This window comes from Pantoea sp. C1E2, from assembly GCF_056491465.1.
In genome coordinates, this window is the sequence record NZ_JBSZHT010000002.1 from 3,911,126 (window position 1) to 3,933,370 (window position 22,245).

Here is a 22,245-nt window from a genome sequence, read left to right on the forward strand (position 1 = left end):
TGTGGTAAGTGTCAGGAAAGGCAGTGATGGCAACGAATAAAATTGATACCACGCTGGTTAGCGCGGGACGAAGCAAACGTTACACTCAGGGCTCAGTTAACAGCGTCATTCAACGCGCATCTTCACTGGTTTTTGACACGGTCGCTGACAAAAAACGGGCGACTGCAGGCCGTGCATCGGGCGAGCTTTTTTATGGCCGCCGTGGCACCCTCACCCACTTCTCGCTGCAAGACGCCATGACCGAACTGGAAGGCGGCGCGGGTTGCGCGCTGTATCCGTGCGGTGCGGCAGCGGTATCCAATGCGATTATCTCCTTTGTCGAAGCGGGCGATCACATTCTGGTGAGCGGCGCAGTCTATGAACCAACGCAGGATTTCTGTACCAAAATTCTCAGTAAGCTGAATGTCTCCACCACGTTCTTTGATCACTGCATCGGCAGCGAAATCAGTGAGCTGATTCAGCCGAACACGCGCGTGGTGTTCCTCGAATCTCCTGCTTCCATCACCATGGAAGTACAGGACATTCCCGCCATCGTCGCCGCCGTGCGCGCGAAAGCGCCCGACGCGATCATTATGATCGATAATACCTGGGCCGCAGGCGTGTTGTTTAACGCGCTGGAGCATGGCATCGATATTTCGATTCAGGCAGGCACCAAATACATTATTGGTCACAGCGATGCGATGATTGGCACGGCCGTCGCCAATGAGCGTTGCTGGCCGCAGCTGCGTGAAAATTCGTATTTGATGGGCCAGATGGTGGATGCCGATACGGCGTACATGGCCAGTCGCGGCTTGCGCACGCTGGGTACACGTTTGCGCCAGCATGAAGAAAGCGGTTTGCAGGTTGCCGAATGGCTGGCGGCACAACCGGAAGTCGCGCGCGTCAATCATCCGGCACTGGCTCAAAGCAAAGGCCATGAATTCTGGCAGCGTGACTTCAACGGCAGCAGCGGACTGTTTTCCTTCATCCTGCATGAAAAACTCAGCCGTGAGCAGCTGGCTAATTACCTCGATCACTTCCACCATTTCAGCATGGCCTATTCATGGGGCGGCTATGAATCCTTGATTCTGGCCAACCAGCCGGAAGAACTGGCGGAAATTCGCCCGGCGGGCGGCGTCGATTTCGACGGCACGCTGGTGCGTTTGCATATTGGTCTGGAGCATGTCGATGACCTGCTGAATGACCTGAAAGCGGGCTTTGCGCGCTTAAAGCAGTAAATATCTAAACAAAAGCTAAACCATTTCGTGCCGCATCGGTGAGATCAACGTCTACGGTGCCACAGATGGTTAAAATAGAATCCTTGTGACTCGATGGGATAGCAGATGGGTGTTTTACATGAGATTGTCCACGCGCTCTGGCATCAGGATTTTGCCGCGCTGGCCAATCCGGATGTCGTGTGGGTTGTCTACGCCGTAATGTTTTTGACGCTGTTTCTGGAAAACGGTTTGTTGCCCGCCTCTTTTCTACCGGGTGACAGCCTGCTGCTGCTCGCGGGTGCCATGATTGCCAAAGGCGTGATGGATTTCGTGCCCACCATGGTGATTCTGACCACCGCCGCCAGTCTGGGCTGCTGGCTGAGTTATTTGCAGGGCCGATGGCTGGGCAACACGCGGTTGGTGAAAAGCTGGTTGATGCATTTGCCGGCGCAATATCATCAGCGCGCCTGGAATCTGTTTAACCGCCACGGTCTGATGGCGCTGCTGGTCGGGCGCTTTCTGGCGTTCGTTCGCACGCTGCTGCCGACCATGGCAGGCATTTCAGGTTTACAGAACGGTCGCTTCCAGCTGTTCAACTGGCTGAGCGGCGCACTGTGGGTCGGGATTGTGGTCGCTATGGGGTATGGCATCAGCCAGGTACCGTTTATCAAGCGCCATGAAGATCAGGTGATGGCGGTGCTGATGGTGCTGCCGATGGTGTTGCTGTTTGTCGGTCTGACCGGCAGCATCGTGGTGATCTGGAAAAAACGTCGCCAGAAAATCTGATTAAGACGCGGCGTCAAACGGCAACGTTTGGCGCACGCGGCTGGCTTCCTCTCCCGGCGTCACGCCGAAATAGCGTTTAAACTCCCGCGAAAACTGCGAAGGACTCTCATAGCCCACGCGGACCGCTGCCGCACTGGCTTTCATCCCATCCTGTAACATCATCAACCGCGCCTGATGCAGACGATAACGCTTCAGGTATTGCAGCGGCGAAGTTTGGGTCACGGCTTTGAAGTTGTGATGGAACGCCGAAACGCTCATGTTCACTTCGGCGGCCAGCATATCGACGCTGAGGCTTTCGGCGAAATGGCTTTCGATACGGCGCAAGGCGCGCGCAATCTGGCTGAATTGCGTCTGACGGTTAACCAGCGACAGCAACGCGCCGCCAATCGGGCCGGTGAGCACATAGTAGATAATCTCACGCACCAGCTGTGGACCGAGTACGCGCGCATCACGCGGATGGCTCATCGCATCCAGCAAACGCTCGGCGGCACACAGCATCTCTTCACTCATAAACGCCGAATGGATACCGGACGTGTGTAACTGCGGCTGGAATTGCTCGTCGTCGCCGATATCCATCAACAGGTCTTGCAAGCTGGCAATATCCACGCTCAGGCACATGCCCGCCAGTGGCTCTTCCAGCGTGGCTTCAGTTTCGCATTCCACGGGCAGCGGCACCGTCAGCATCAAATACTTAGTGGCGTCGTAATGAAACACCGTGCTGCCGAGATAACCGGTTTTACGCCCCTGAAAGAGAATCACGATGCCCGGCTGATACATCATTGGCGTGCGCGGCAGCGTTTCACAGGCGTAGATCAGCTTGACGTTTTCCACGGCGCACAACGGCTTACGCACATCGTTCATTAGCGCGGTCACGCGCTGCGCCAGCTGGCGGCAAAGGGCATCGTTCGGCATGCATCTCTCTCAGGCAGCAAAAAAAATCAGTGTGCCGTAATGCTGCTCAAAGCTCCACCCTTCAGCAGAATCAGGCAAGATTCAGGCAGAAATGACCAGGGTAAAATTGCGATGCGATTGCCACAATGATCCTGCGGTTGAGTTTGTTGACTAGACTTAACCACAGCGCTTTTTCGGTAAGTCACTGCGACAGATAAGGAGCAACAATGGCAGAGCAACCCATTATCAAACTGCACGACGGCAATATGATGCCGCAGATCGGACTCGGTGTGTGGCAGGCGAGCATTGAGGATGCCCGTAACGCGATTGTGGAAGCATTGAAAGTCGGATATCGCTCCATCGATACCGCCGCCATCTACAAAAATGAGGAAGCGGTCGGTCAGGCGCTGCAGGACACCGATGTCGCACGCGAGGACATTTTCATCACCACTAAACTGTGGAATGACGACCAGCAGAACAGCCAGCAGGCGATCGAAACCAGTTTGAAGAAGCTGCAACTGGAGAGTGTCGATCTCTATCTGATGCACTGGCCGTGCCCGGAGAAAGATCACTACGTTGAAGCCTGGAAGAAGATGATTGAGCTGCAGCAGCAGGGCTTAACCAAGAGCATCGGCGTTTGTAACTTCCATGAAGCGCACCTCAAACGTCTGATCGATGAGACTGGCGTGTCACCGGTAGTGAACCAGATTGAGCTGCATCCGATGCTGCAACAGCGCACACTGCATGCGTGGAATGCGCTGCATCAGATTCAAACCGAATCCTGGAGCCCACTGGCACAAGGCGGTAAAGGGGTATTCGATCAGGAAATCATCCGCGAACTGGCGAAGAAGTATGGCAAAACGCCGGCGCAAATTGTGATTCGCTGGCATCTGGATAGCGGACTGGTGGTGATTCCAAAATCTGTCACCCCGGAACGCATTCGTGAGAACTTCCAGGTGTTTGACTTCAGGCTGGAAAAAACCGAGATCAGCGAGATTACTAAGCTGGATAAGGGAAATCGTTTGGGGCCGGATCCGGAGAAGTTTAACGGTTGATTCGGCACAGTTTAACCGCCTGCGGGTACAGCTCACGCGTGCTCGCCAACATTGGCGTGATAATGACTGTGGGGTCATGTGCCAGTCGCCTTTAACGAATGACGACCTGACAATTTGACGATCTCTTGTAAGGTGCGCATCGCCGCGCACCTTTTTTTCTTAAGGGACTGGATTGACCTGTAACTGCCCTGCCGTGCCGCGGTCGGCTAACTCCAGTGTCTGGCTGTAGTACATAAACGGGAAGTGATCCGACGAACTCTGCGGGAAACTCACCAGCAGCTCCACATCACCATCCACCCACACCGTATCTTTCCAGCCGCGATCTTCACCCATCGGCTGCGCGCCATTGACGTTCTTAATCAGGAACATCACGCCCTGAATATGCAGCGACTGTGGACGATCGGCGTGAATAATCCAGCGTTCAAACGTGCCCTGCTGCACCGTCGTATCGATGCGGCTCATGTCCCACAGTGCGCCATTGATGCCCGGCACGCTGTCGCCAATGCGGAATTCGCGGGTGCGCACCGCCACGCCATCCAGAATCTGATCGGCCAGCAGACGCATCGGCAGATTGTCAGTGACCAGCGGCAGTAAGCCGGTCGGACGCAGACTCAGCACCAGCGTGTTGGCGAGAATCGAGGAAGGCTCAAACAGACCGCGCAGGCGATCCATCAGCCCCGCCGCAGTGCCGGCGGTAATCGAGACTTCATCGCCCTGCGACATATCCACCAGCACTTCGCGGCGTTCACCGGGTGCCAGCGACAGCGTTTGCACCGCAACCGGCGCAGCCAGAAAACCCTGGTCGCTGGCAATCACGGTAAACGGGCGATTATCAGAGAAATTTAAATCAAAACGACGCGCGTTTGATGCGTTTAATAAACGTAAACGCACCCAGCCACGAGAAACCTCGATATACGGGTTTTGCACGCCATTCACCAGCAAGGTGTCGCCGAGGAAACCGCCATCGGAAGGTGGGTTATAAACCGGCGTAGCAAAGTTATCGAGGCGCTTGTCCTGAATAATCAACGGGAAGTCATCGACGCCATAGTGCTTAGGCAGCGGTAAGGCTTTACTGACCTCATCCTCAATCAACCACATGCCTGCCAGACCGTTATAGACGTGCGGTGCCATACGATTCGGGGTATTGGCGTGATACCACAATGTGGAAGCGCCCTGGCGAATCGGCAACACCGGCGCCCAGTCAACGCCCGCCGACATCAGACGCGGCGCGCCACCCATTAAGGCACCTGGCACCTGCAAGCCGCTAACGGTCATCGCTACTGGCTCGTTGAGGCGGTTACTGTAGATCATCTTCACGTCATCGCCGCTGTAAACGCGTACCGTGGGTCCGAGGTACATGCCATTAATGCCCCAAACCGGCACTTTATTGCTGTTGCCGCTGAATGACCAATGGCTGCGTTGCAGCGTCAGAAACAACGGCTGACCACGACGAGACTCAATCAATGGTGGGATCGGCAGGGGCACATCGCCCATCGGGGCCGCAGCGTAGGCGGCATAAGGCATGCTACTGGAAGCCAGCGCAACACCGGCGGAAAGCTGAATAAACTGACGTCTGCTGCAAGACATAAAACTTCAGACCTTTTGAGCGTGGCGTGAGGACGCCGTGTCCATGTTGTTTTTGTTAGTGAGTTTTTTGCTGTGATGAGCACGGGGCAGAATCTCTGCCCCGTGGATGGCTAGAGTTTACCGCTTTTTTCGCGTTCGGCGACTTCGGCGTTCAATTCTTCCAGCTTAGCAGACATTAATTCGCGGCAGTGGGTGGCTAACTTGCGCACCGAGGTGCTTTCAAACTGCTTAGTGTCGACCGGAGGCAGCATTTCAACTATCACCAGGCCGTTGTTCCAGCGGTTCAGTTTGATTTTGTCATGGGTGTTCGAGACCACAATCGGGATGATCGGCACGCCTGCAGCCACAGCCGCATGGAAGGCGCCGGTTTTGAAGGGCAGCAAACCACGTCCACGGCTGCGCGTTCCTTCCGGGAACATCCAGAAAGAGATGCGCTTTTTATTAAACTGCCCGACCAATTCACCGATGGTGCCGTGCGCTTTGGCGCGGTTGTCTCGATCAATCAGCAGGTTACCGGTCAGCCAGTAGAGTTGACCGAAGAACGGGATCCACAACAGGCTCTTTTTACCGACGGTCACGGTGGTCGGCTGCACGATCTTGGCCGCCGTGATCATGTCGTAGTTGTTCTGATGGTTAGCGATGTAAATCGCATTACCATAGCTCCCGGCATCAGCGGGTTTGCGCAGCTCAACTTTGACACCAAACACCGTCGACAGGCGACCTAACATATGGCCGAATGTCGCCACATGACGCGGGTTACGCGGTGAGAACAAACACCAGATACTGCCGAAGATGCACACTAAAATCGAATAAATGATGACAATAATCGTGCGTAAAATTAGTAACATAGCTTCCTCAAGTTGGGCAATCCATTGCCTGTTCAGTCTTATTCTTCGCTACTCGCGTCACTTTTCGGGCGCGCTGGCGCATTCACTTCCACGCTATCAATACGCTGTAATCCGCGTGACACACTGCCACGGCGGCCACGATCGGCACGCACTTTTTGCAGGTCTTCATCGCGCATAATCAGCTTACGCTTGCCGACGTAAAGAGTGAGTGAACTGCCCGGCGGCAAGATTAACAACCATTGCAGTTTGTCCACGCCAGCGGCAGCATCCGCTGATGGGATAGAGATGATTTTATTGCCTTTGCCTTTCGACATCTGTGGCAGATCGCTCACCGGGAACATCAACATGCGGCCGGCTTGGGTGATCGCCAGCAGCATGTCATCACCGGAGTGCACCGCCATTGGCGTCATCACTTTGGCATTCTCTGGCAGCGTCAGCAGCGCTTTACCGGCACGGTTGCGCGAAATCAGATCGGCAAAGGTGCAGATAAAGCCGTAACCGGCATCGGAGGCCATCAGCAGTTTTTGATCGTCCGCTTCCATCAATACCTGTTCAAACGCAGCACCTGGCGGTGGCGTCAGCTTGCCGGTCAGCGGCTCGCCCTGCCCGCGCGCCGATGGCAACGAGGTCGGGTCCAGCGTATAGCTGCGGCCGGTGGAGTCGATAAAGGCCACTGGCTGATTGCTCTTGCCACGTGCGGCGGCGAGGTAGCTGTCACCGGCTTTATAGCTGAGCCCGGTAGGATCGATATCGTGCCCTTTGGCACTGCGCACCCAACCCATCTGCGACAGCACAATGGTGACCGGCTCGGCACTCACCAGCTCGGTTTCGCTCAATGCTTTGGCTTCTTCGCGCTCATGCAGCGGTGAACGGCGAGCGTCACCGTACGTCTGGCTATCGGCTAACAGCTCTTTCTTCAGCAGGTTGCTCATCTTGCGCTCGGACGCCAGAATCGCCTGCAGCTGATCGCGCTCTTTCTCCAACTCCGCCTGCTCACCGCGAATCTTCATCTCTTCCAGTTTGGCGAGATGGCGCAGTTTCAGTTCCAGAATGGATTCGGCTTGCGTGTCGCTGAGTTCAAAGCGCGACATCAGCACCTGCTTGGGTTCGTCCTCGGTACGGATGATGTGAATCACTTCATCAATATTGAGGAACGCCACCAGCAAACCTTCGAGGATATGCAGGCGGCGCAGCACGCGATCTAAGCGATAGTTCAGGCGGCGCGTCACGGTATCGCGACGGTACACCAGCCATTCAGACAGGATCTCCAGCAGGTTTTTCACCGCCGGACGGTTATCCAGCCCGATCATATTCAGGTTAACGCGATAGCTCTTCTCCAGATCGGTGGTGGCGAACAGATGATTCATCACCTGCTCCACATCCACACGATTAGAACGCGGCACAATCACCAGACGCGTTGGGTTCTCATGGTTGGATTCATCACGCAGATCCTCCACCATCGGCAGCTTTTTATTGCGCATCTGGTTGGCGATCTGCTCCAGCACGCGTGCACCGGAAACCTGGTGCGGCAGCGCGGTGATCACCACATCGCCATCTTCTTTCTTCCACACCGCGCGCTGACGGATCGAACCGCGCCCGCTTTGGTAGATTTTGCGGATCTCGCTGCGTGGCGTGATGATCTCGGCTTCGGTCGGATAATCCGGCCCCTGCACAATATCCAGCAACTCATCCAGCGTGGTATCGGGTTTGTCGATCAGCTTCACCGCCGCTTCCGCGACTTCACGCAGGTTATGCGGTGGGATATCGGTGGCCATGCCCACGGCAATACCGGTGGTGCCATTCAGCAGGATGTTCGGCAGGCGTGCCGGCAACATCTTCGGCTCCTGCATGGTGCCGTCAAAGTTCGGGATGTAATCGACCGTGCCTTGTCCCAACTCGCCCAGCAAAATCTCGGCATATTTGGAGAGGCGTGACTCGGTGTAACGCATCGCGGCGAAGGATTTGGGATCATCCGGTGCACCCCAGTTGCCCTGACCATCCACCAGCGGATAGCGATAGGAGAACGGCTGCGCCATTAACACCATCGCTTCGTAGCAGGCGCTGTCGCCGTGCGGATGGTATTTACCTAATACGTCACCGACGGTACGCGCGGATTTTTTGAATTTGGCGCTGGCATTGAGGCCCAATTCCGACATCGCATACACAATACGGCGCTGCACCGGCTTGAGGCCATCGCCGATATACGGCAGTGCGCGGTCCATGATCACGTACATGGAGTAGTTCAGGTACGCGTTTTCCGTAAATTTGTGCAGGGCAAGACGCTCTGCACCATCCTGCGTCAATTCGCTCATTAAGCTCGCATCCTCACTTCGTGGCCCGCAACGGCGGGGCATCCGGCGCTCATTTGGCGAGGATAGTACCTTATTCGTGCGAGTTAGTCACAGGGAAGCCAATGGCCACCACCAGAATCGTATTGCGTTAAATAACGTGATATTGGTCAGGAAATTAAAAAGGAATGAGATCAGCATCACAATGAATATAGCGATTAATATGTGAGCAGGATCGCAATTAATTATTAATGATTTCAGGTGTATTAAAGCTGTCCGTAATCATGGACAACATTTAGTATTGTTGCTTACGCCGTCCTTTTCTAAATTCATACTCCATAAGACACAAATATTGCGCTCCTGATTTCTGGCATGAAGAAATAGATAACGAGGAAATAATCTTAAAAACGCTTTGCCAAAATAAAGGGTGACCGAATGCAAATACTGACTTCGCGACAACACCGTTTAGTCAAACTGCTGTTGCAACATGCTGCACCGCAGCCGATCAGAGAATTAGCCTTACAGCTGGGCGTATCAGAAAAGACCATTCAACGCGATTTACAATGGCTGGAAAGCTGGCTCGGCAGCTGGTCACTGACGCTGGAGAAGACTCCAGGACGCGGTGTGCGCTTACGGGTTGATGATATCCAGCAGCGGTTACAACTGGAACAGCAGCTCAACGGCGATGAAAGCAGTGCCGATGCGCTGGGGCAAAACAGCCGTCGGGTGAAGATTGCGTCGCAGCTACTGAGCGATGCACCGCGGGTGACCTCAATCAGCAAACTGTCAGAGCGCTATTTTATTAGTCACGCCTCGATAGTGAACGACCTGAAAGTGATTGAAGAGTGGCTGCAGCCGTTGGGTTTGACGCTGCAACGCGGGCCGGGCGGTACACACATTGAAGGCAATGAGCAGACACTGCGCCAGGCAATGGTCTCACTGATCAATGACGTGATGCAGCAAAACGTCGCTGGCACGCCGCTGTTGCCGCGCCTCGATCCCGGTAGCCAGCAGGCGCTGGTGCATTATTTTGGCGATGAGGATGTGGCTTTTGTGCAGGCGCTGCTGCAACAGATGGAGCAGCAACTCAGTTACCCGTTAGGCGATGCCTGGTATCTGAATCTCTGTACTCATATTCTGATCATGATGCACCGTATGGCGCAGGGCAATGCGCTGGCACTGGAAACACTCACCACGGTTCAGGATCTCGATCAGCGTATTTTGCTTATCGCGCAACAGATGGTGGTGCAAATCGAGCAGCGGATGTGTTGTGCCCTTCCCGCTGATGAAGTCGGTTTTATTTATCAATATATTGTCTCGTCCGGCATTGTGGTGGAAGAACGTGGCGATAATGCGCCGATGCACAATCAATTTTCCACCGCAGAGTCCGTAAAAATAACCTGTGAATTAATCGATCGTTTTTCGGCTTTTATTCAGCAGGACTTAGCGCAGGACCGATTATTATTCGACGGTTTATTGGTGCATATAAAGCCATTATTAAATCGACTCAAATATCACATTCATATTCGCAATCCCCTGCTGGAGGATATTCAGCAGGAAATGAAGGGGATATTTTCCTTAACGCAGCAGGCGATGCAATTAACCGCTCACACTTATGGGCTATCGCCGGTGGCTGACGACGAAATTGGTTATCTCTGCGTGCATTTCCAGGCGGCGCTGGAGCGGCAAATTGCCCATAAACGCATTCTGGTGGTGTGTTCCAGCGGCGTGGGGACTTCGCATCTGCTGAAGAGTCGTATCTTGCGGGCGTTCCCTGACTGGGAAATTGCCGGTGTGGTCTCCGCCAGCAATCACGCCGCGTTTTGTCAGAACCAGACCGTGGATTTAGTGATCACCACTATCCATCTCAACGCCGGGCCTATTCCGGCAGTGTATGTGAGTGCATTTTTTAACGATGACGATATCCGGCGGGTCACTGACGCCATGATTGGCAGCCAGCTGCCGGACGGCGCGCACTGCGCGTTGGCTGAACATTAATTGAATGAGGTAAAACCCATGGATATTTCCCGCATTCTGACGCCACGCCGCGTTAACCTGGCACTGACTGCCACCACCAAAGAAGAGGTGATTCACCAGCTCACCGATCTGCTGTATCAGGACGGCGCCATCACCGATCGTGAGGCGTTTATTGAAGACGTCTGGCTGCGTGAAGCTGAAGGTTCGACGGGTTTCGAAAACCACGTAGCCATCCCGCACGGCAAATCAGCCGCCGTCCAACACACCACACTCGCCATCGGTCGTACCCAACAGGATATCCCCTGGGAAACGCTCGATGGCAGCCAGGTGCGCTGCATCATCCTGTTCGCGGTGCGACTGGAAGATCAGAACACCACCCATATTCGCCTGTTGTCGCAGGTGGCCAGCGCGCTGGCCGATGATGAGGTGATAGCCCAACTGCTGGTGGAAAACGACCCCAGCAATATCATCCGGCTGTTTAGCCAGTACGCCGAAACCGACCTCTGTTAATACCCTAACTCCTTGAGGTGAAAAATGAATATCGTCTGTGTAGCGGCCTGCACGGCAGGCATCGCGCATACCTATATTGCGCGTGAAAAACTGATCAAAGGCGCTCATGCACTGGGCCACACCATCCACGTCGAAACGCAAGGCACCATTGGCACCGAAACGGCGCTCACGCGTGAAGATATCGCGGCCGCTGACGTGGTGATCCTTGCCATCGACGTGAAGATCAACGGCGAAGAGCGCTTTCAGGGCAAACCCATCGTGCGAGTGAAAACCGAAGTGGTGATCAAGTCACCGGTTAAATTCCTCGAAAAAGTGGCGGATTCACTGGCGCGTGCCTGAGGAGATCCACCATGAACGAAAACAAACGTCAGTACGGGCAGGAGATCAAAGGTCACTTGCTCACCGGGATCTCCTGGATGATCCCGCTGATCGTCGCCGCCGGGATCTGTATCGCGCTCGGCCAGGTGATCGGTGGGCCAGATGTTGGTAAGCACCCCGGCACCATCGCCTGGATGCTGAATCAGATCGGCGGTTGGGGTATGGGGCTGATCGTGCCGCTGATCAGTGCGGCCATCGCCTACTCCATCGCTGATCGTCCCGGCTTTGCGCCCGGTTTGATCATCGGCTTTATCTGCGGCCAGATCGGCACCGGTTTTATCGGCGGCATGCTCGGCGGCTTCCTGGTGGGCTACACGGTGCTGCTGCTGCGCCGCACCATTAAGCTGCCGCAGTCGATGCAGGGTTTGATGCCGATTATGGTGCTGCCTGTATTGAGCACCATCATTGCCGGGTTGCTGATGATGACCTTCATCGGTCAGCCGATTATCTGGCTGCAGAAGGCGCTGATTCACCTGCTGGAGTCGATGCAGGGCGGTTCTAAGTTTGTGCTGGGTGCGGTGCTAGGCGCGATGGCGACTTTTGACTTCGGTGGCCCCGTCAACAAGACCATGTCGCTGTTCGCTGACGGCATGCTGGTCGACGGGATTTACGGCCCGGAAGCGGTGAAGTTTGTCGGATCGATGATCCCGCCGTTCGGCATCACGCTGTCTTATCTGCTGACGCGCCATAAGTACACCAAAGCAGAGAAAGAGGCGCTGAAAGCTGCGTTCCCGATGGGGATCTGCATGATCACCGAAGGGGTGATTCCGATTGCGGCGCGTGACCTGCTGCGCGTGGTCGGCAGCTGCGTGGTGGCTTCAGCCATCGCCGGTGGGCTGATTATGGTGTGGGGCGTCGAAGCACCGGTGCCACACGGCGGGATGTTTGTAGTGCCGCTGTTCACCAAACCGCTGATGTTCTGTCTGGCGCTGGGTATCGGCACCGTGGTGTGCGGCGTGATGCTGTCGCTGATGAAAAAACCGGTGACGCAGGCAGATGAAGAGTTCGATGACGTGGAAGCCCCCGGCGTCCGCGACGAAGAGATCAAATTCACACTGGAATAAGGAGCCACCATGTTTGCCATGATGAACGACCTGATTCAGGCCGCCGCTAAGCAGCAGTATGCCGTGCTGGCGATTAACTGCTTCAACCTTGAAACCGCGCGGGCGGCTATTCAGGCCGCCGAACAACAGCGCGCCCCGCTGATCCTCAACGTCTATCAGGGTCACAGCCAGCACTTCCCTCCTGCTGTGGCCGTGCCGCTGGTGCAGGCGCTGGCGAAAGACGCCATCGTGCCGGTTGCGCTGGCGCTGGATCACGGCAAGGCCTTTCCGCTAATTGGTCAGGCATTCCGCGCCGGGTTCACCGGGTTGATGATCGATGCTTCCGCCGATCCGCTGGCCGAGAACATTCGCCAGACCGCAGCGGTGGTGAAAATGGCGCACACCGCTGGCGTTTGCGTTGAAGGCGAGCTGGGGCATATCGCCGATGCGCCGACCTACGAGTTAGCCGATGCCTCCGTGAAGATGACGCAGGTTGCAGATGTACTGCCGTTTATCGAGCAAACCGATATCGATTTACTGGCGATTTCGGTGGGCACCGCGCACGGACTTTATCCAGCGGGCGTGAAGCCGAAGATCGATTTCCAGCGTTTGCAGGAACTGCATGCGGTTTCAACCCGCCCACTGGCGCTGCATGGGGGTTCAGGCACACCCGCCGAGGATATCCGCCGCGTCAGCCAGTACGGCGTGGCCAAGATTAACGTCGGCGCCGCGGTGTTTGATGCCGGGAAGAATGCAGTGGAGCAGGCACTGAAACAGCATCCGCACGCAGAGCTTGCCGATTTGCTGGGGCTGATGGAATCCGCCTGCCGCGAGGTGGTGATTGAGTATCTGAGCTGGTCGGGATCGGCTGGCAAAGCGTAATGCGCGAACGCATCAAGTCGCCATAAATGGCGACCCTACAAGGTAAGGTGCAACCGCCCCCCCTGTAGGGTGCGCATTTATGCGCACCGTTTAAATGGACGCACTAAATTAATCGCATTTATGCGCACCGTTTAAATGGACGCACTAAATTAATCGCATTTATGCGCACCGTTTAAATGGACGCACGAAATTAATCGCATTTATGCGCACCGTTTAAATCGACGCACGTGATTCATCGCATTTATGCGCACCGGTAAGGGCGCGCAGGTAATCGGTATTTAATGCATTTCCCTTAAATCCATCATCGGGTCGGCGCACACGTCGGCTCTGGTAAAACTCACGTTGAGGAAATATTAACATGTTGATTTCAATGAAAGAGATGTTGGCACCGACTCGTGAACACCGTTACGCCATCGGCGCATTTAACGTAGCAGACAGCTGCTTTATCCGTGCCGTGGTGGAGGAAGCCGAAGCCACCAACACCCCGGCGATCATCTCGATTCACCCGAGTGAACTGGAGTTCGTCACCGATGAGTTCTTTGGCTATGTGCGGGAACGCACGCTGAAGAGCAAAGTGCCCTTCACCATTCACCTCGACCACGGCGCATCGATTGCGCAGGTACTGCGCGCCATTCAGTGTGGATTTACGTCGGTGATGATCGATGGATCGCTACTGCCGTATGAAGAGAACGTGGCACTGACCAAAGAAGTGGTGAAACTGGCGCATTCAGTGGGCGTCTCAGTGGAAGGCGAACTCGGCACCATCGGTGATACCGGCACCACCGTGGAAGGCGGCGTCAGCAAGGTGATCTATACCGAACCGGCGCAGGCGGAAGATTTTATCCAGCGCACCGGCGTCGATACCCTGGCAGTGGCGATTGGCACCGCGCACGGCATCTATCCAAAAGATATGAAACCGGAACTGCAGATGCACATCCTGAGAGACATTGCTCAGCGCACCACCATTCCTTTGGTGCTACATGGTGGTTCAGCCAACCCGGATACAGAAATCGCCGAAGCGGTGACGCTGGGCGTGGGCAAAATCAATATTTCCAGCGACATGAAGTACGCCTACTTCGCCAAACTGCGTGAGATTCTGGCACGTGAAACCTGGTGGGATCCTAACGTGATTTACCCGGAAGCCATTACCGCCGCCAAAGCGGTGATTCGCTACAAGATGAATCTGTTTGGTGGATTGGGTAAAGCGAGTTTGTATCGTTGAGTGCCGGCATGGGGCCACGTTGCCCCTTTTAAGCCACGCAGTAAACCGCGCCGCTCCAGTAGCGGCGCGATGCATCAGGCATGAGTTTACTTAATCACACCCAGCCACTGCGAGGCGATCTGCGCATATTCGCCGGTGGCGGTGCTGAGATGCAGCCACTGATCGACGTACAGTTTCCAGCTCATATCATCACGCGGGATCATGTAAGCTTTCTCACCGTATTGCATCGGCTTATCCGGATTGATGGCGCAAAGCGTCGGGTAATGCTTCATCTGGAAGAGCGCTTCGGACGCATCAGTGATCATCACATCGGCTTTCTTATCCACCAGCTGCTGGAAAATGCCGACGTTGTCGGCCAGCTGCAGCGTCGATTGCGGCAAGTGGCTATGCACAAAGGCTTCATTGGTGCCGCCAGCCGGTTCAATCACCCGCACGCTCGGCTTATTGATCTGCTCTACCGTTTGATACTTATCTTTGTCATCGCAACGCACCAGCGGGATTTTGCCATCCACACCCAGGGGCTCGGCAAACCAGGCAATCTGCTGGCGTTTTAAGGTAACGGAAACGCCACCCAACGCGATATCACACTGCTTCGCCACAAAATCATCACTCATGGTTTTCCAGGTGGTCGGCACCCATTGCACTTTCGCGCCCAGACTCGCCGCCAATGACTGCGCCATGCTGATGTCCAGCCCTTCATACTGCCCATCACTGCGCAGATAGCTGTAAGGCTTGTAGTCGCCGGTGGTACAGACTTTCAGGGTTTTACTACTACGAATTTCATCGAGGTGGGATTGCGCCTGAGCAGCGCCCGTCACCAGAAGTAATGCACTCAGTATCGCGGTTTTCATGGGTTCTTCTTTTATATGTTGATGTTGGTTTACGTACGGATTGTTGCATAGCCCTCCGCATTATTGCTTTATTAGCAAAAGTCTTGTGATCAATCACGCATTTTTCTGCCTCGCCTGCGCGCGTACAGTGTGCGCCATCAACGGGAAACGGAGCGAATCATCCATGAGCAATATTTTAATCATCGACGGCGGTAAAACCTTTGCCCACTCGAAAGGCGAACTGAATCACACCCTCACTGACGTGGCGGCCAGCCAACTGCGCGATCTGGGCCATAACGTGGTTGTCACCCTTGCTGACAGCGACTACAACGTGGCAGAAGAAGTGCAGAAGTATCTCGATAGTGATGTGGTGATCTATCAGATGCCAGGTTGGTGGATGGGCGAGCCGTGGACGGTTAAAAAGTACATTGATGACGTGTTCACCGAAGGCCACGGTTCACTGTATGCCAGTGACGGCCGCAGCCGCAGCGATGCGGGCAAGAAATACGGTTCGGGCGGTCTGATTCAGGGCAAAAAATACATGCTGTCGCTGACGTGGAATGCGCCACTGGAAGCGTTTAACGACCCTGAGCAGTTCTTTGAAGGCGTCGGCGTAGACGGCCTCTATCTGCACTTCCACAAAGCTAACCAGTTCCTCGGCATGGAAGCTTTGCCGACCTTTATCTGTAATGATGTGATCAAGATGCCGGACGTGCCGCGCGATATTGAACGTTATCGGACTCATCTCAGCCAGATTTTTGCTTAACTGTAAGCACACCGGGAAAAGAGGAAGCGCTATGTTAACTGTTGTTGCAGAAATTTGTGTCAAACCAGGTCGTCGCCATGTGGTACTGGATGCTATCAATAAGCTGATCCCTACCGTACTGGAAGAGGAAGGTTGCCATCAGTACGATGCGCTGGTCGATCATCAGGCGCAGGTGCCGTGGAAGCAGAATTCACCGGATTCCATTTTCATGCTGGAACAGTGGGAGTCGCTACGCCACCTTGAACAGCATCAGCAGATGCCGCACATGGATGCGCACCGCGCCATCATTAAAGATGATGTGGTGGATGTGAAAATCCTGGTATTAGAGCCGGTTCGCTAAACACCCAAGCCTCTGCCTGTGCAGGGGCTTTTTTATAACAGGCGATCTTGTTCTATCTTCTCGCGCAGAAAATCGAGAAAGCAGGTAATGCGTGAGGTCAGAGATTGATTGCGGTAATACACGGCGTGAATCGGCAGGCGCAATTCACGCGTTTCCTGCTCTAACACCTGCACCAAATCCCCCCGCGCACGATCTTCCCGACTGACAAAATCAGATAAGCGCGCAATGCCCTGCCCGGCTAACGCCAACTGGCGAAGCGTCTCGCCGCTGGATGCCGACAGCGTGGGCTTAATCTGCAAATACTCACCCTCACTTTGCCAAACAGGCCAGACATTGTGTGCATCCAACTGGCTGAAACCGAGCAGTTGATGGGCGGCTAACGCCTCTACCGTTGCAGGCTCGCCATGCTGTTGCAGATAAGCCGGACTGGCCACTAAGCGCGTGGCACTGCTGCCCAACACGCGGGCGCGCAGCGTGGAATCACGAAGCTCTCCGACGCGAATCGCGATGTCGGTCTGCTGCTCCAGCAGATCGATCATGATGTCGTCGGTGTTCAGCTCCAGCTGAATCAGCGGATAGCGCTGCCGAAACTCCGCCACCAGCGGCACAATCACGTGCAGCATAAACGGGGCGTTGGCATTAACGCGCAATCTGCCTGAAGGAATGTCGCGACGCTGGGCGATTTGCTCTTCGGCTAATTCCACCGACGAGAGGATCTGCCGCGCATGATCGAGGAAGATCAGTCCTTCCTCGGTGAGCGCGAGACGCCGCGTGGTGCGGTGCATCAGGGTCGTTTGTAACTTACTTTCGAGGCGGCTCAGTGCCCGACTGATGCCTGAGCTGGTTTGATCGAGTTGCTCGGCAGCAGCGGTAATCGATCCGCTGTCCACCACCGCCACCCAGGCGCGCAGCTCTTCCAGTGTGATTTTCACGTTCTGTTCTCCGGGGCTCGCCCTAAATAACAAAGGACGCCGTAGCGTCCTCTGTGATTAAGCTTCCAGGTCGGCGAGATCGCCTTTTTCCTGTAGCCAGTTACGGCGATCTTCAGAACGCTTCTTCGCCAGCAGCATGTCCATCACACGCAGCGTTTGCTCGACGTCTTCATCGCTTACCGTCAACTGCACCAGACGGCGCGTGTTAGGATCGAGCGTAGTTTCACGCAGCTGCAGCGGGTTCATTTCACCCAGACCTTTGAAGCGCTGCACGTTCGGTTTGCCTTTCTTGCGCTTCAGCTGCTCCAGCACGCCCTCTTTCTCATCTTCATCTAACGCGTAAAAGACTTCTTTACCGAGATCGATGCGATACAGCGGAGGCATGGCCACGTACACATGGCCATGCTGCACCAGTGAGCGGAAGTGCTTCACGAACAGTGCGCACAGCAAGGTGGCGATGTGCAAGCCATCGGAGTCCGCATCCGCGAGGATACAGACCTTGCCGTAACGCAGCTGGCTCAGATCTTCACTGTCAGGATCGATACCGATCGCCACCGAGATATCGTGCACTTCCTGCGAGGCCAGCACTTCATCCGAGGACACTTCCCAGGTGTTCAGGATCTTACCTTTGAGCGGCATGATCGCCTGATATTCACGATCGCGCGCCTGCTTGGCGGATCCACCTGCTGAGTCCCCTTCCACCAGGAAGAGTTCGGTACGATTCAGATCCTGTGCGCTGCAGTCTGCCAGTTTGCCCGGCAGTGCCGGCCCGCTGGTGAGCTTTTTACGCACCACTTTCTTGGCGGCGCGCATACGACGCTGGGCACTGGAGATGGCCAGTTCAGCCAGCATTTCTGCTGCCTGCACGTTCTGGTTCAACCACAAGCTGAACGCATCTTTAACGATAGCCGAGACGAATGCCGCGCACTGACGTGAAGAAAGACGCTCTTTAGTCTGACCGGCAAACTGCGGATCCTGCATTTTTACCGACAGAACGTAGGCGCAGCGTTCCCAGATATCTTCTGCCGACAGTTTTACCCCGCGCGGCAGGATATTGCGGAATTCACAGAACTCACGCATCGCATCCAGCAGGCCCTGACGCAGACCGTTGACGTGCGTCCCGCCCTGCATGGTTGGGATCAGGTTGACATAGCTTTCGGTCAGCAGTTCACCGCCTTCCGGCAGCCACAGCAGCGCCCAATCCACCGCTTCTACATCACCGGCAAAGCTGCCCACAAAGGCTTTTTCCGGCAAAGTGGGCAGGCCATTGACCGCTTCCGCTAAATAATCAGAGAGGCCACCATGATAGAGCCACGTTTGCTCGGTATCGTTGACCTTGTCTTTAAACACGATCTCCACGCCCGGACAGAGCACGGCTTTGGCTTTCAGCACGTGCGTCAGGCGTGAAACGGAGAAGCGTGGGCTGTCGAAGAAACTTTCGTCTGGCCAGAAATGGACGCGCGTGCCGGTATTACGCTTGCCAACGGTGCCAGTAACGGTGAGATCCTGCACTTTATCGCCATTTTCAAACGCGATGTCATACACTTCGCCATTACGACGCACGGTGACTTCAACACGTTTTGACAGGGCGTTAACCACCGAAATCCCTACGCCATGCAGGCCGCCGGAGAACTGGTAGTTTTTGTTGGAGAATTTACCGCCCGCATGCAGACGGCAAAGAATCAGCTCAACCGCTGGTACGCCCTCTTCCGGGTGAATATCCACCGGCATGCCGCGACCGTCATCAATGACTTCCAGTGACTGATCCGCATGCAGGATCACTTCCACGCGTTTGGCGTGACCGGCCAGCGCCTCATCGACACTGTTATCGATCACTTCCTGGCCCAGATGGTTTGGGCGTGTGGTATCGGTGTACATCCCCGGACGACGACGCACCGGTTCAAGGCCGGTTAAGACCTCAATGGCATCGGCATTATAACTTGATTGGCTCATCGTAACTGTCTGATTAGCAATAGGAATAGGGGTCCATCTCGCAGCAATCAGGGAGCGTTTAATCCCAGAAAATCAATGATCTGCGCAAAATGGCGTTCGAATCCGATATAAGCATGATTGCCACCCTCTTCGACCGTCTGGCGGCATGCGCTGTAGTATTCCAGCGCCTGGCGGTAATCGAGCACTTCATCGCCGGTCTGTTGCAGCAGCCAGAGTAAATCGGGCGCTTCGAGAGGGTCAATCTGCATGACTTTCAGATCGTAAATGTGGCGTGACTCTAACACATATTGCTGGCCGGTGTAGGGATTACGGTTTTCACCGAGGTAATCCACCAGCAGCTCAAACGGGCGTACCGCCGGATTGACCACCACCGCAGGCAGCATAAAGCATTGCGACAACCACGTAGCGAAATAGCCCCCGAGCGACGATCCTACCAGGCCGAGCGGTTCACCCGCATATTGCATCACCAGTTCTTCCAGCATGCTGGCGGCTTCGGCCGGAAAAGTGGGCAGTTGCGGCACCAGCACGTCGATATGCGGATGCTGTTCCGCCATCCACTGTTGCAGTTCCATGGCTTTGGCCGATTGCGGAGAGCTGTTAAATCCATGCAAATAGATCAGCGCCGCCATTGCTTAGTAACCTTCGGAATCGAGATCGGGACGGAACAGATTGCTTTGCAGTCGATTCACTTCGGTTTCCAGCACGCCGTCGGCTTTGAGGGTTAACCAGCGCCAACCCGGTGCCACGTCATCAATGGCGAAGTTGGTGCAATGCGGTTTGAATTGTACGCAGGTCGAAGGAGAAGCCAGCACGCGACGGCCATGCCAGTCGAGATCCAGCTCCTGATGAATATGGCCACATACCAGATTACGCGCACGCGGGAAGTGTTGCAGCACCGCTTCTAATTGATGGGGATTGCGCAGGCTGTGCTGATCCAGCCAGGTACAGCCGGAAGCAAGCGGATGATGGTGCAGCAGCACCAGCGTATGGCGCTCAGGATGCTTGCGCAGGGCTTTATCCAGCCACTCCAGCTGGTACTCGCTCAACATGCCATGCGGCACACCAAAGACCTGGCTATCCAGCAGCACCAGCTGCCAGTGTTCACCCAGCAGCACATGTTTATCCGCAGCGATGCCAGCATCGGCGAGCGTATTCACCATGGCGGGTTGAAAATCGTGATTACCCGGCAGCCAGACACACGGCTTCGGCAGGCGTGTAATGCCCGCTACAAAGTGTTGATAAGCTTCGACGGTGTGATCCTGGGCGAGATCGCCAGTGGCGATAATCAAATCATAATCGCGCTGTTGCGCCATGATGGCGTCCAGCACCGCATCAAAACTCGACCAGGTATTTACCCCAAGCAGCGATTGATGTTTTCCTGCAAAAAGATGGGTATCCGTGATTTGTAAAATCCTGATATCGGCCCCATTTGCCGCAGGAAGAGTAAGCAGGCTATCCAAAGCGTTTCCTTTCTCTCCACGCCATAGTTGTATGCTATCAGCAGACCGGCACAGCTACTGCACCGTGCGCCAGACAATAGCGCAACCAATCTGCAAGAAACTGGTTAATCTGATGTTTTTCATCGCGCTGATGCAGTTTTTTATTAGGGTAATCATAGCGCGCTTTGAAACGATAGATCTGCTGAGTGGAACACACTTCAGCGACCATCGCATCATGGTACAGCCGAACGGACATGGATGGCAGACTCCAGTAACTCACTGCCGGAGCCACCTGGCGAATCTCCACCAGCGTGGTATAACGCGTCGACTCCTGAATAGTCAGCTGATAACGGGCGCCGCTCACCTGATAAACCACCGACTCGCCTGCCTCGTCATTACGCGGCAGCAGGCGACGCAGCTGGGCGAAATTGGTTTCGCACAGACGCATCATTTCGGGAAAGTCAGGGGTATAGCGCTGTTTCATTTTAGCTTCCACTCTTGTCGTAGTTTTTCATGGTGCAACGCCAGCCATTGCAGGGCGATGACAGATGCCGCGTTATCAATAATCCCCTCTTCCACCCAGCGATAAGCCTGTTCGCGGCTCACCACATGGACAAGAATATCCTCATTCTCTTCCTCCAGCCCATGATTTCCCTCTGCCAGGCTGGCATCCACTTCGCCCACCAGCACCGACAAACGTTCAGACGTTCCGCCAGGGCTGGCTAAGTAATTCACTATCGGTTTGACGCGCCCCACCTTGAGGCCCGCTTCTTCTACTGCTTCACGTCGCGCCACATCTTCCGGCGTTTCACCAGGTTCAATGATACCGGCCACCATTTCCAGCAGCCAGGGCGTTGGGCTGGAATCATAAGCCGGGATGCGGATCTGTTCGATCAGCACCACTTCGTCGCGTAAGGGATCATAGGGTAGCAGCACGGCGGCGTGTCCGCGCTCAAAAACTTCGCGTACTACTTCTCCGCTCATCTCACCATTAAAGCGGCGATGACGGAAACGGTAGCGGACGATGGAAAAAAAACCATCGTAGCGTGTATCGCGTGCAATAATTTCTACATCGTTTTTTGTGAAAGTCACAGGGGATTTTTTTTCACTCGCCATCATCTGGTTCCTTATGCAGATTGGGATGGAGCGAAGAAAAGCCAAACCTGGTGCTCCGTCCGAGTGGTTCTTTCTGAATTATTTACGTAAATTAGGGGAAGAAGGCACGTTCAGCCAACTTATCTCTGACGCCGCCTCTGTAGAATCGGCGATTATTTTTTTGGCTTACCTGCAGCACTACCAGTGCAACTTGCTGCAACAAAAGG

22 protein-coding genes are annotated in these 22,245 nt (G+C 55.0%); 11 read left to right on the forward strand and 11 right to left on the reverse strand.

The features are described 5' to 3' along the window. Window positions 1–26: 26 nt before the first annotated feature. Both metC and ACXI0A_RS18545 read left to right on the forward strand, forming a co-directional pair. Window positions 27–1,217, forward strand: a complete 1,191-nt coding sequence (gene metC / locus ACXI0A_RS18540) for a cystathionine beta-lyase (protein ID WP_224933887.1) — start codon at window positions 27–29, stop codon at window positions 1,215–1,217. A 105-nt stretch (window positions 1,218–1,322) separates the two neighbouring features. Further along, window positions 1,323–1,982 carry a DedA family protein gene (locus ACXI0A_RS18545; RefSeq protein ID WP_224933888.1) on the forward strand — a complete coding sequence of 220 codons (660 nt, stop codon included), beginning with the start codon at window positions 1,323–1,325 and terminating at the stop codon, window positions 1,980–1,982. Here ACXI0A_RS18545 and ACXI0A_RS18550 read toward each other — a convergent pair whose 3' ends face one another. Further along, window positions 1,983–2,894, reverse strand: coding sequence for an AraC family transcriptional regulator (locus tag ACXI0A_RS18550; protein ID WP_224933889.1), 912 nt, complete (start codon window positions 2,892–2,894; stop codon window positions 1,983–1,985). A gap of 206 nt (window positions 2,895–3,100) precedes the next feature. On the opposite strand from ACXI0A_RS18550, the gene dkgA reads away from it, so the two are divergent. Next, entirely contained in the window at window positions 3,101–3,928 is an 828-nt protein-coding gene (dkgA, locus tag ACXI0A_RS18555) for a 2,5-didehydrogluconate reductase DkgA (RefSeq protein ID WP_476150939.1), read from the forward strand. A 159-nt stretch (window positions 3,929–4,087) separates the two neighbouring features. Here the strand turns inward: dkgA and ftsP are convergent, their stop codons facing one another. The 3 genes from ftsP to parC form a co-directional block, all read right to left on the reverse strand. Further along, window positions 4,088–5,515, reverse strand: a complete 1,428-nt coding sequence (gene ftsP, locus ACXI0A_RS18560; protein ID WP_224933890.1) for a cell division protein FtsP — start codon at window positions 5,513–5,515, stop codon at window positions 4,088–4,090. Between the two features lie 110 nt (window positions 5,516–5,625). After that, complete coding sequence (locus tag ACXI0A_RS18565) at window positions 5,626–6,363, reverse strand: 1-acylglycerol-3-phosphate O-acyltransferase (protein ID WP_224933891.1); 738 nt, start codon at window positions 6,361–6,363, stop codon at window positions 5,626–5,628. Between the two features lie 38 nt (window positions 6,364–6,401). Next, a complete protein-coding gene (parC, locus tag ACXI0A_RS18570) occupies window positions 6,402–8,675 on the reverse strand; it encodes a DNA topoisomerase IV subunit A (protein ID WP_224933892.1) in 2,274 nt (757 codons plus the stop codon). Between the two features lie 411 nt (window positions 8,676–9,086). Here parC and ACXI0A_RS18575 point away from each other — a divergent pair, with 411 nt between their 5' ends. From ACXI0A_RS18575 to ACXI0A_RS18600, 6 genes are all read left to right on the forward strand, one after another. After that, entirely contained in the window at window positions 9,087–10,649 is a 1,563-nt protein-coding gene (locus ACXI0A_RS18575) for a PRD domain-containing protein (protein ID WP_476150936.1), read from the forward strand. Window positions 10,650–10,667: 18 nt separating this feature from the next. Beyond that, window positions 10,668–11,138 (forward strand): PTS sugar transporter subunit IIA, encoded by a 471-nt coding sequence (locus tag ACXI0A_RS18580; RefSeq protein ID WP_100703384.1) that lies wholly within the window; start codon window positions 10,668–10,670, stop codon window positions 11,136–11,138. 24 nt (window positions 11,139–11,162) lie between these two features. After that, entirely contained in the window at window positions 11,163–11,477 is a 315-nt protein-coding gene (locus tag ACXI0A_RS18585) for a PTS fructose transporter subunit IIB (RefSeq protein WP_034828411.1), read from the forward strand. Between the two features lie 11 nt (window positions 11,478–11,488). Further along, window positions 11,489–12,580, forward strand: coding sequence for a PTS fructose transporter subunit IIC (locus ACXI0A_RS18590; protein ID WP_224933894.1), 1,092 nt, complete (start codon window positions 11,489–11,491; stop codon window positions 12,578–12,580). Between the two features lie 9 nt (window positions 12,581–12,589). Next, entirely contained in the window at window positions 12,590–13,441 is an 852-nt protein-coding gene (locus ACXI0A_RS18595; RefSeq protein WP_476150933.1) for a class II fructose-bisphosphate aldolase, read from the forward strand. Window positions 13,442–13,799: 358 nt separating this feature from the next. Further along, on the forward strand, window positions 13,800–14,663 hold the full coding sequence (locus ACXI0A_RS18600) for a ketose-bisphosphate aldolase (protein ID WP_200576816.1): 864 nt from the start codon (window positions 13,800–13,802) through the stop codon (window positions 14,661–14,663). An 86-nt stretch (window positions 14,664–14,749) separates the two neighbouring features. Here ACXI0A_RS18600 and ACXI0A_RS18605 read toward each other — a convergent pair whose 3' ends face one another. Continuing rightward, window positions 14,750–15,514, reverse strand: coding sequence for a transporter substrate-binding domain-containing protein (locus tag ACXI0A_RS18605; protein WP_476150930.1), 765 nt, complete (start codon window positions 15,512–15,514; stop codon window positions 14,750–14,752). Between the two features lie 163 nt (window positions 15,515–15,677). Between ACXI0A_RS18605 and ACXI0A_RS18610 the strand changes: the two genes are divergently transcribed. Further along, window positions 15,678–16,259: an NAD(P)H-dependent oxidoreductase gene (locus ACXI0A_RS18610; RefSeq protein ID WP_224933897.1), complete on the forward strand. Its 582-nt coding sequence runs from the start codon at window positions 15,678–15,680 to the stop codon at window positions 16,257–16,259. A 31-nt stretch (window positions 16,260–16,290) separates the two neighbouring features. Further along, window positions 16,291–16,599 carry a putative quinol monooxygenase gene (locus tag ACXI0A_RS18615; RefSeq protein ID WP_224933898.1) on the forward strand — a complete coding sequence of 103 codons (309 nt, stop codon included), beginning with the start codon at window positions 16,291–16,293 and terminating at the stop codon, window positions 16,597–16,599. A gap of 32 nt (window positions 16,600–16,631) precedes the next feature. Here the strand turns inward: ACXI0A_RS18615 and ACXI0A_RS18620 are convergent, their stop codons facing one another. From ACXI0A_RS18620 to nudF, 6 genes are read right to left on the reverse strand one after another with little or no spacing between them, the layout of a single operon-like run. Further along, a complete protein-coding gene (locus ACXI0A_RS18620; protein WP_224933899.1) occupies window positions 16,632–17,531 on the reverse strand; it encodes a LysR substrate-binding domain-containing protein in 900 nt (299 codons plus the stop codon). A 57-nt stretch (window positions 17,532–17,588) separates the two neighbouring features. Further along, the gene (gene parE, locus ACXI0A_RS18625) at window positions 17,589–19,484 is read right to left on the reverse strand and encodes a DNA topoisomerase IV subunit B (protein ID WP_224933900.1); all 1,896 of its coding nucleotides are present in this window, start codon (window positions 19,482–19,484) and stop codon (window positions 17,589–17,591) included. Window positions 19,485–19,531: 47 nt separating this feature from the next. After that, window positions 19,532–20,113, reverse strand: a complete 582-nt coding sequence (gene yqiA, locus ACXI0A_RS18630; protein WP_224933901.1) for an esterase YqiA — start codon at window positions 20,111–20,113, stop codon at window positions 19,532–19,534. Between the two features lie 3 nt (window positions 20,114–20,116). Further along, a complete protein-coding gene (cpdA, locus tag ACXI0A_RS18635; protein ID WP_476150928.1) occupies window positions 20,117–20,944 on the reverse strand; it encodes a 3',5'-cyclic-AMP phosphodiesterase in 828 nt (275 codons plus the stop codon). A 37-nt stretch (window positions 20,945–20,981) separates the two neighbouring features. Then, the gene (locus ACXI0A_RS18640) at window positions 20,982–21,407 is read right to left on the reverse strand and encodes a DUF1249 family protein (RefSeq protein WP_224933903.1); all 426 of its coding nucleotides are present in this window, start codon (window positions 21,405–21,407) and stop codon (window positions 20,982–20,984) included. Next, window positions 21,404–22,039 (reverse strand): ADP-ribose diphosphatase, encoded by a 636-nt coding sequence (nudF, locus tag ACXI0A_RS18645; protein WP_224933904.1) that lies wholly within the window; start codon window positions 22,037–22,039, stop codon window positions 21,404–21,406. Before nudF ends, ACXI0A_RS18640 begins: the two co-directional genes overlap by 4 nt. Window positions 22,040–22,245: the final 206 nt, after the last annotated feature.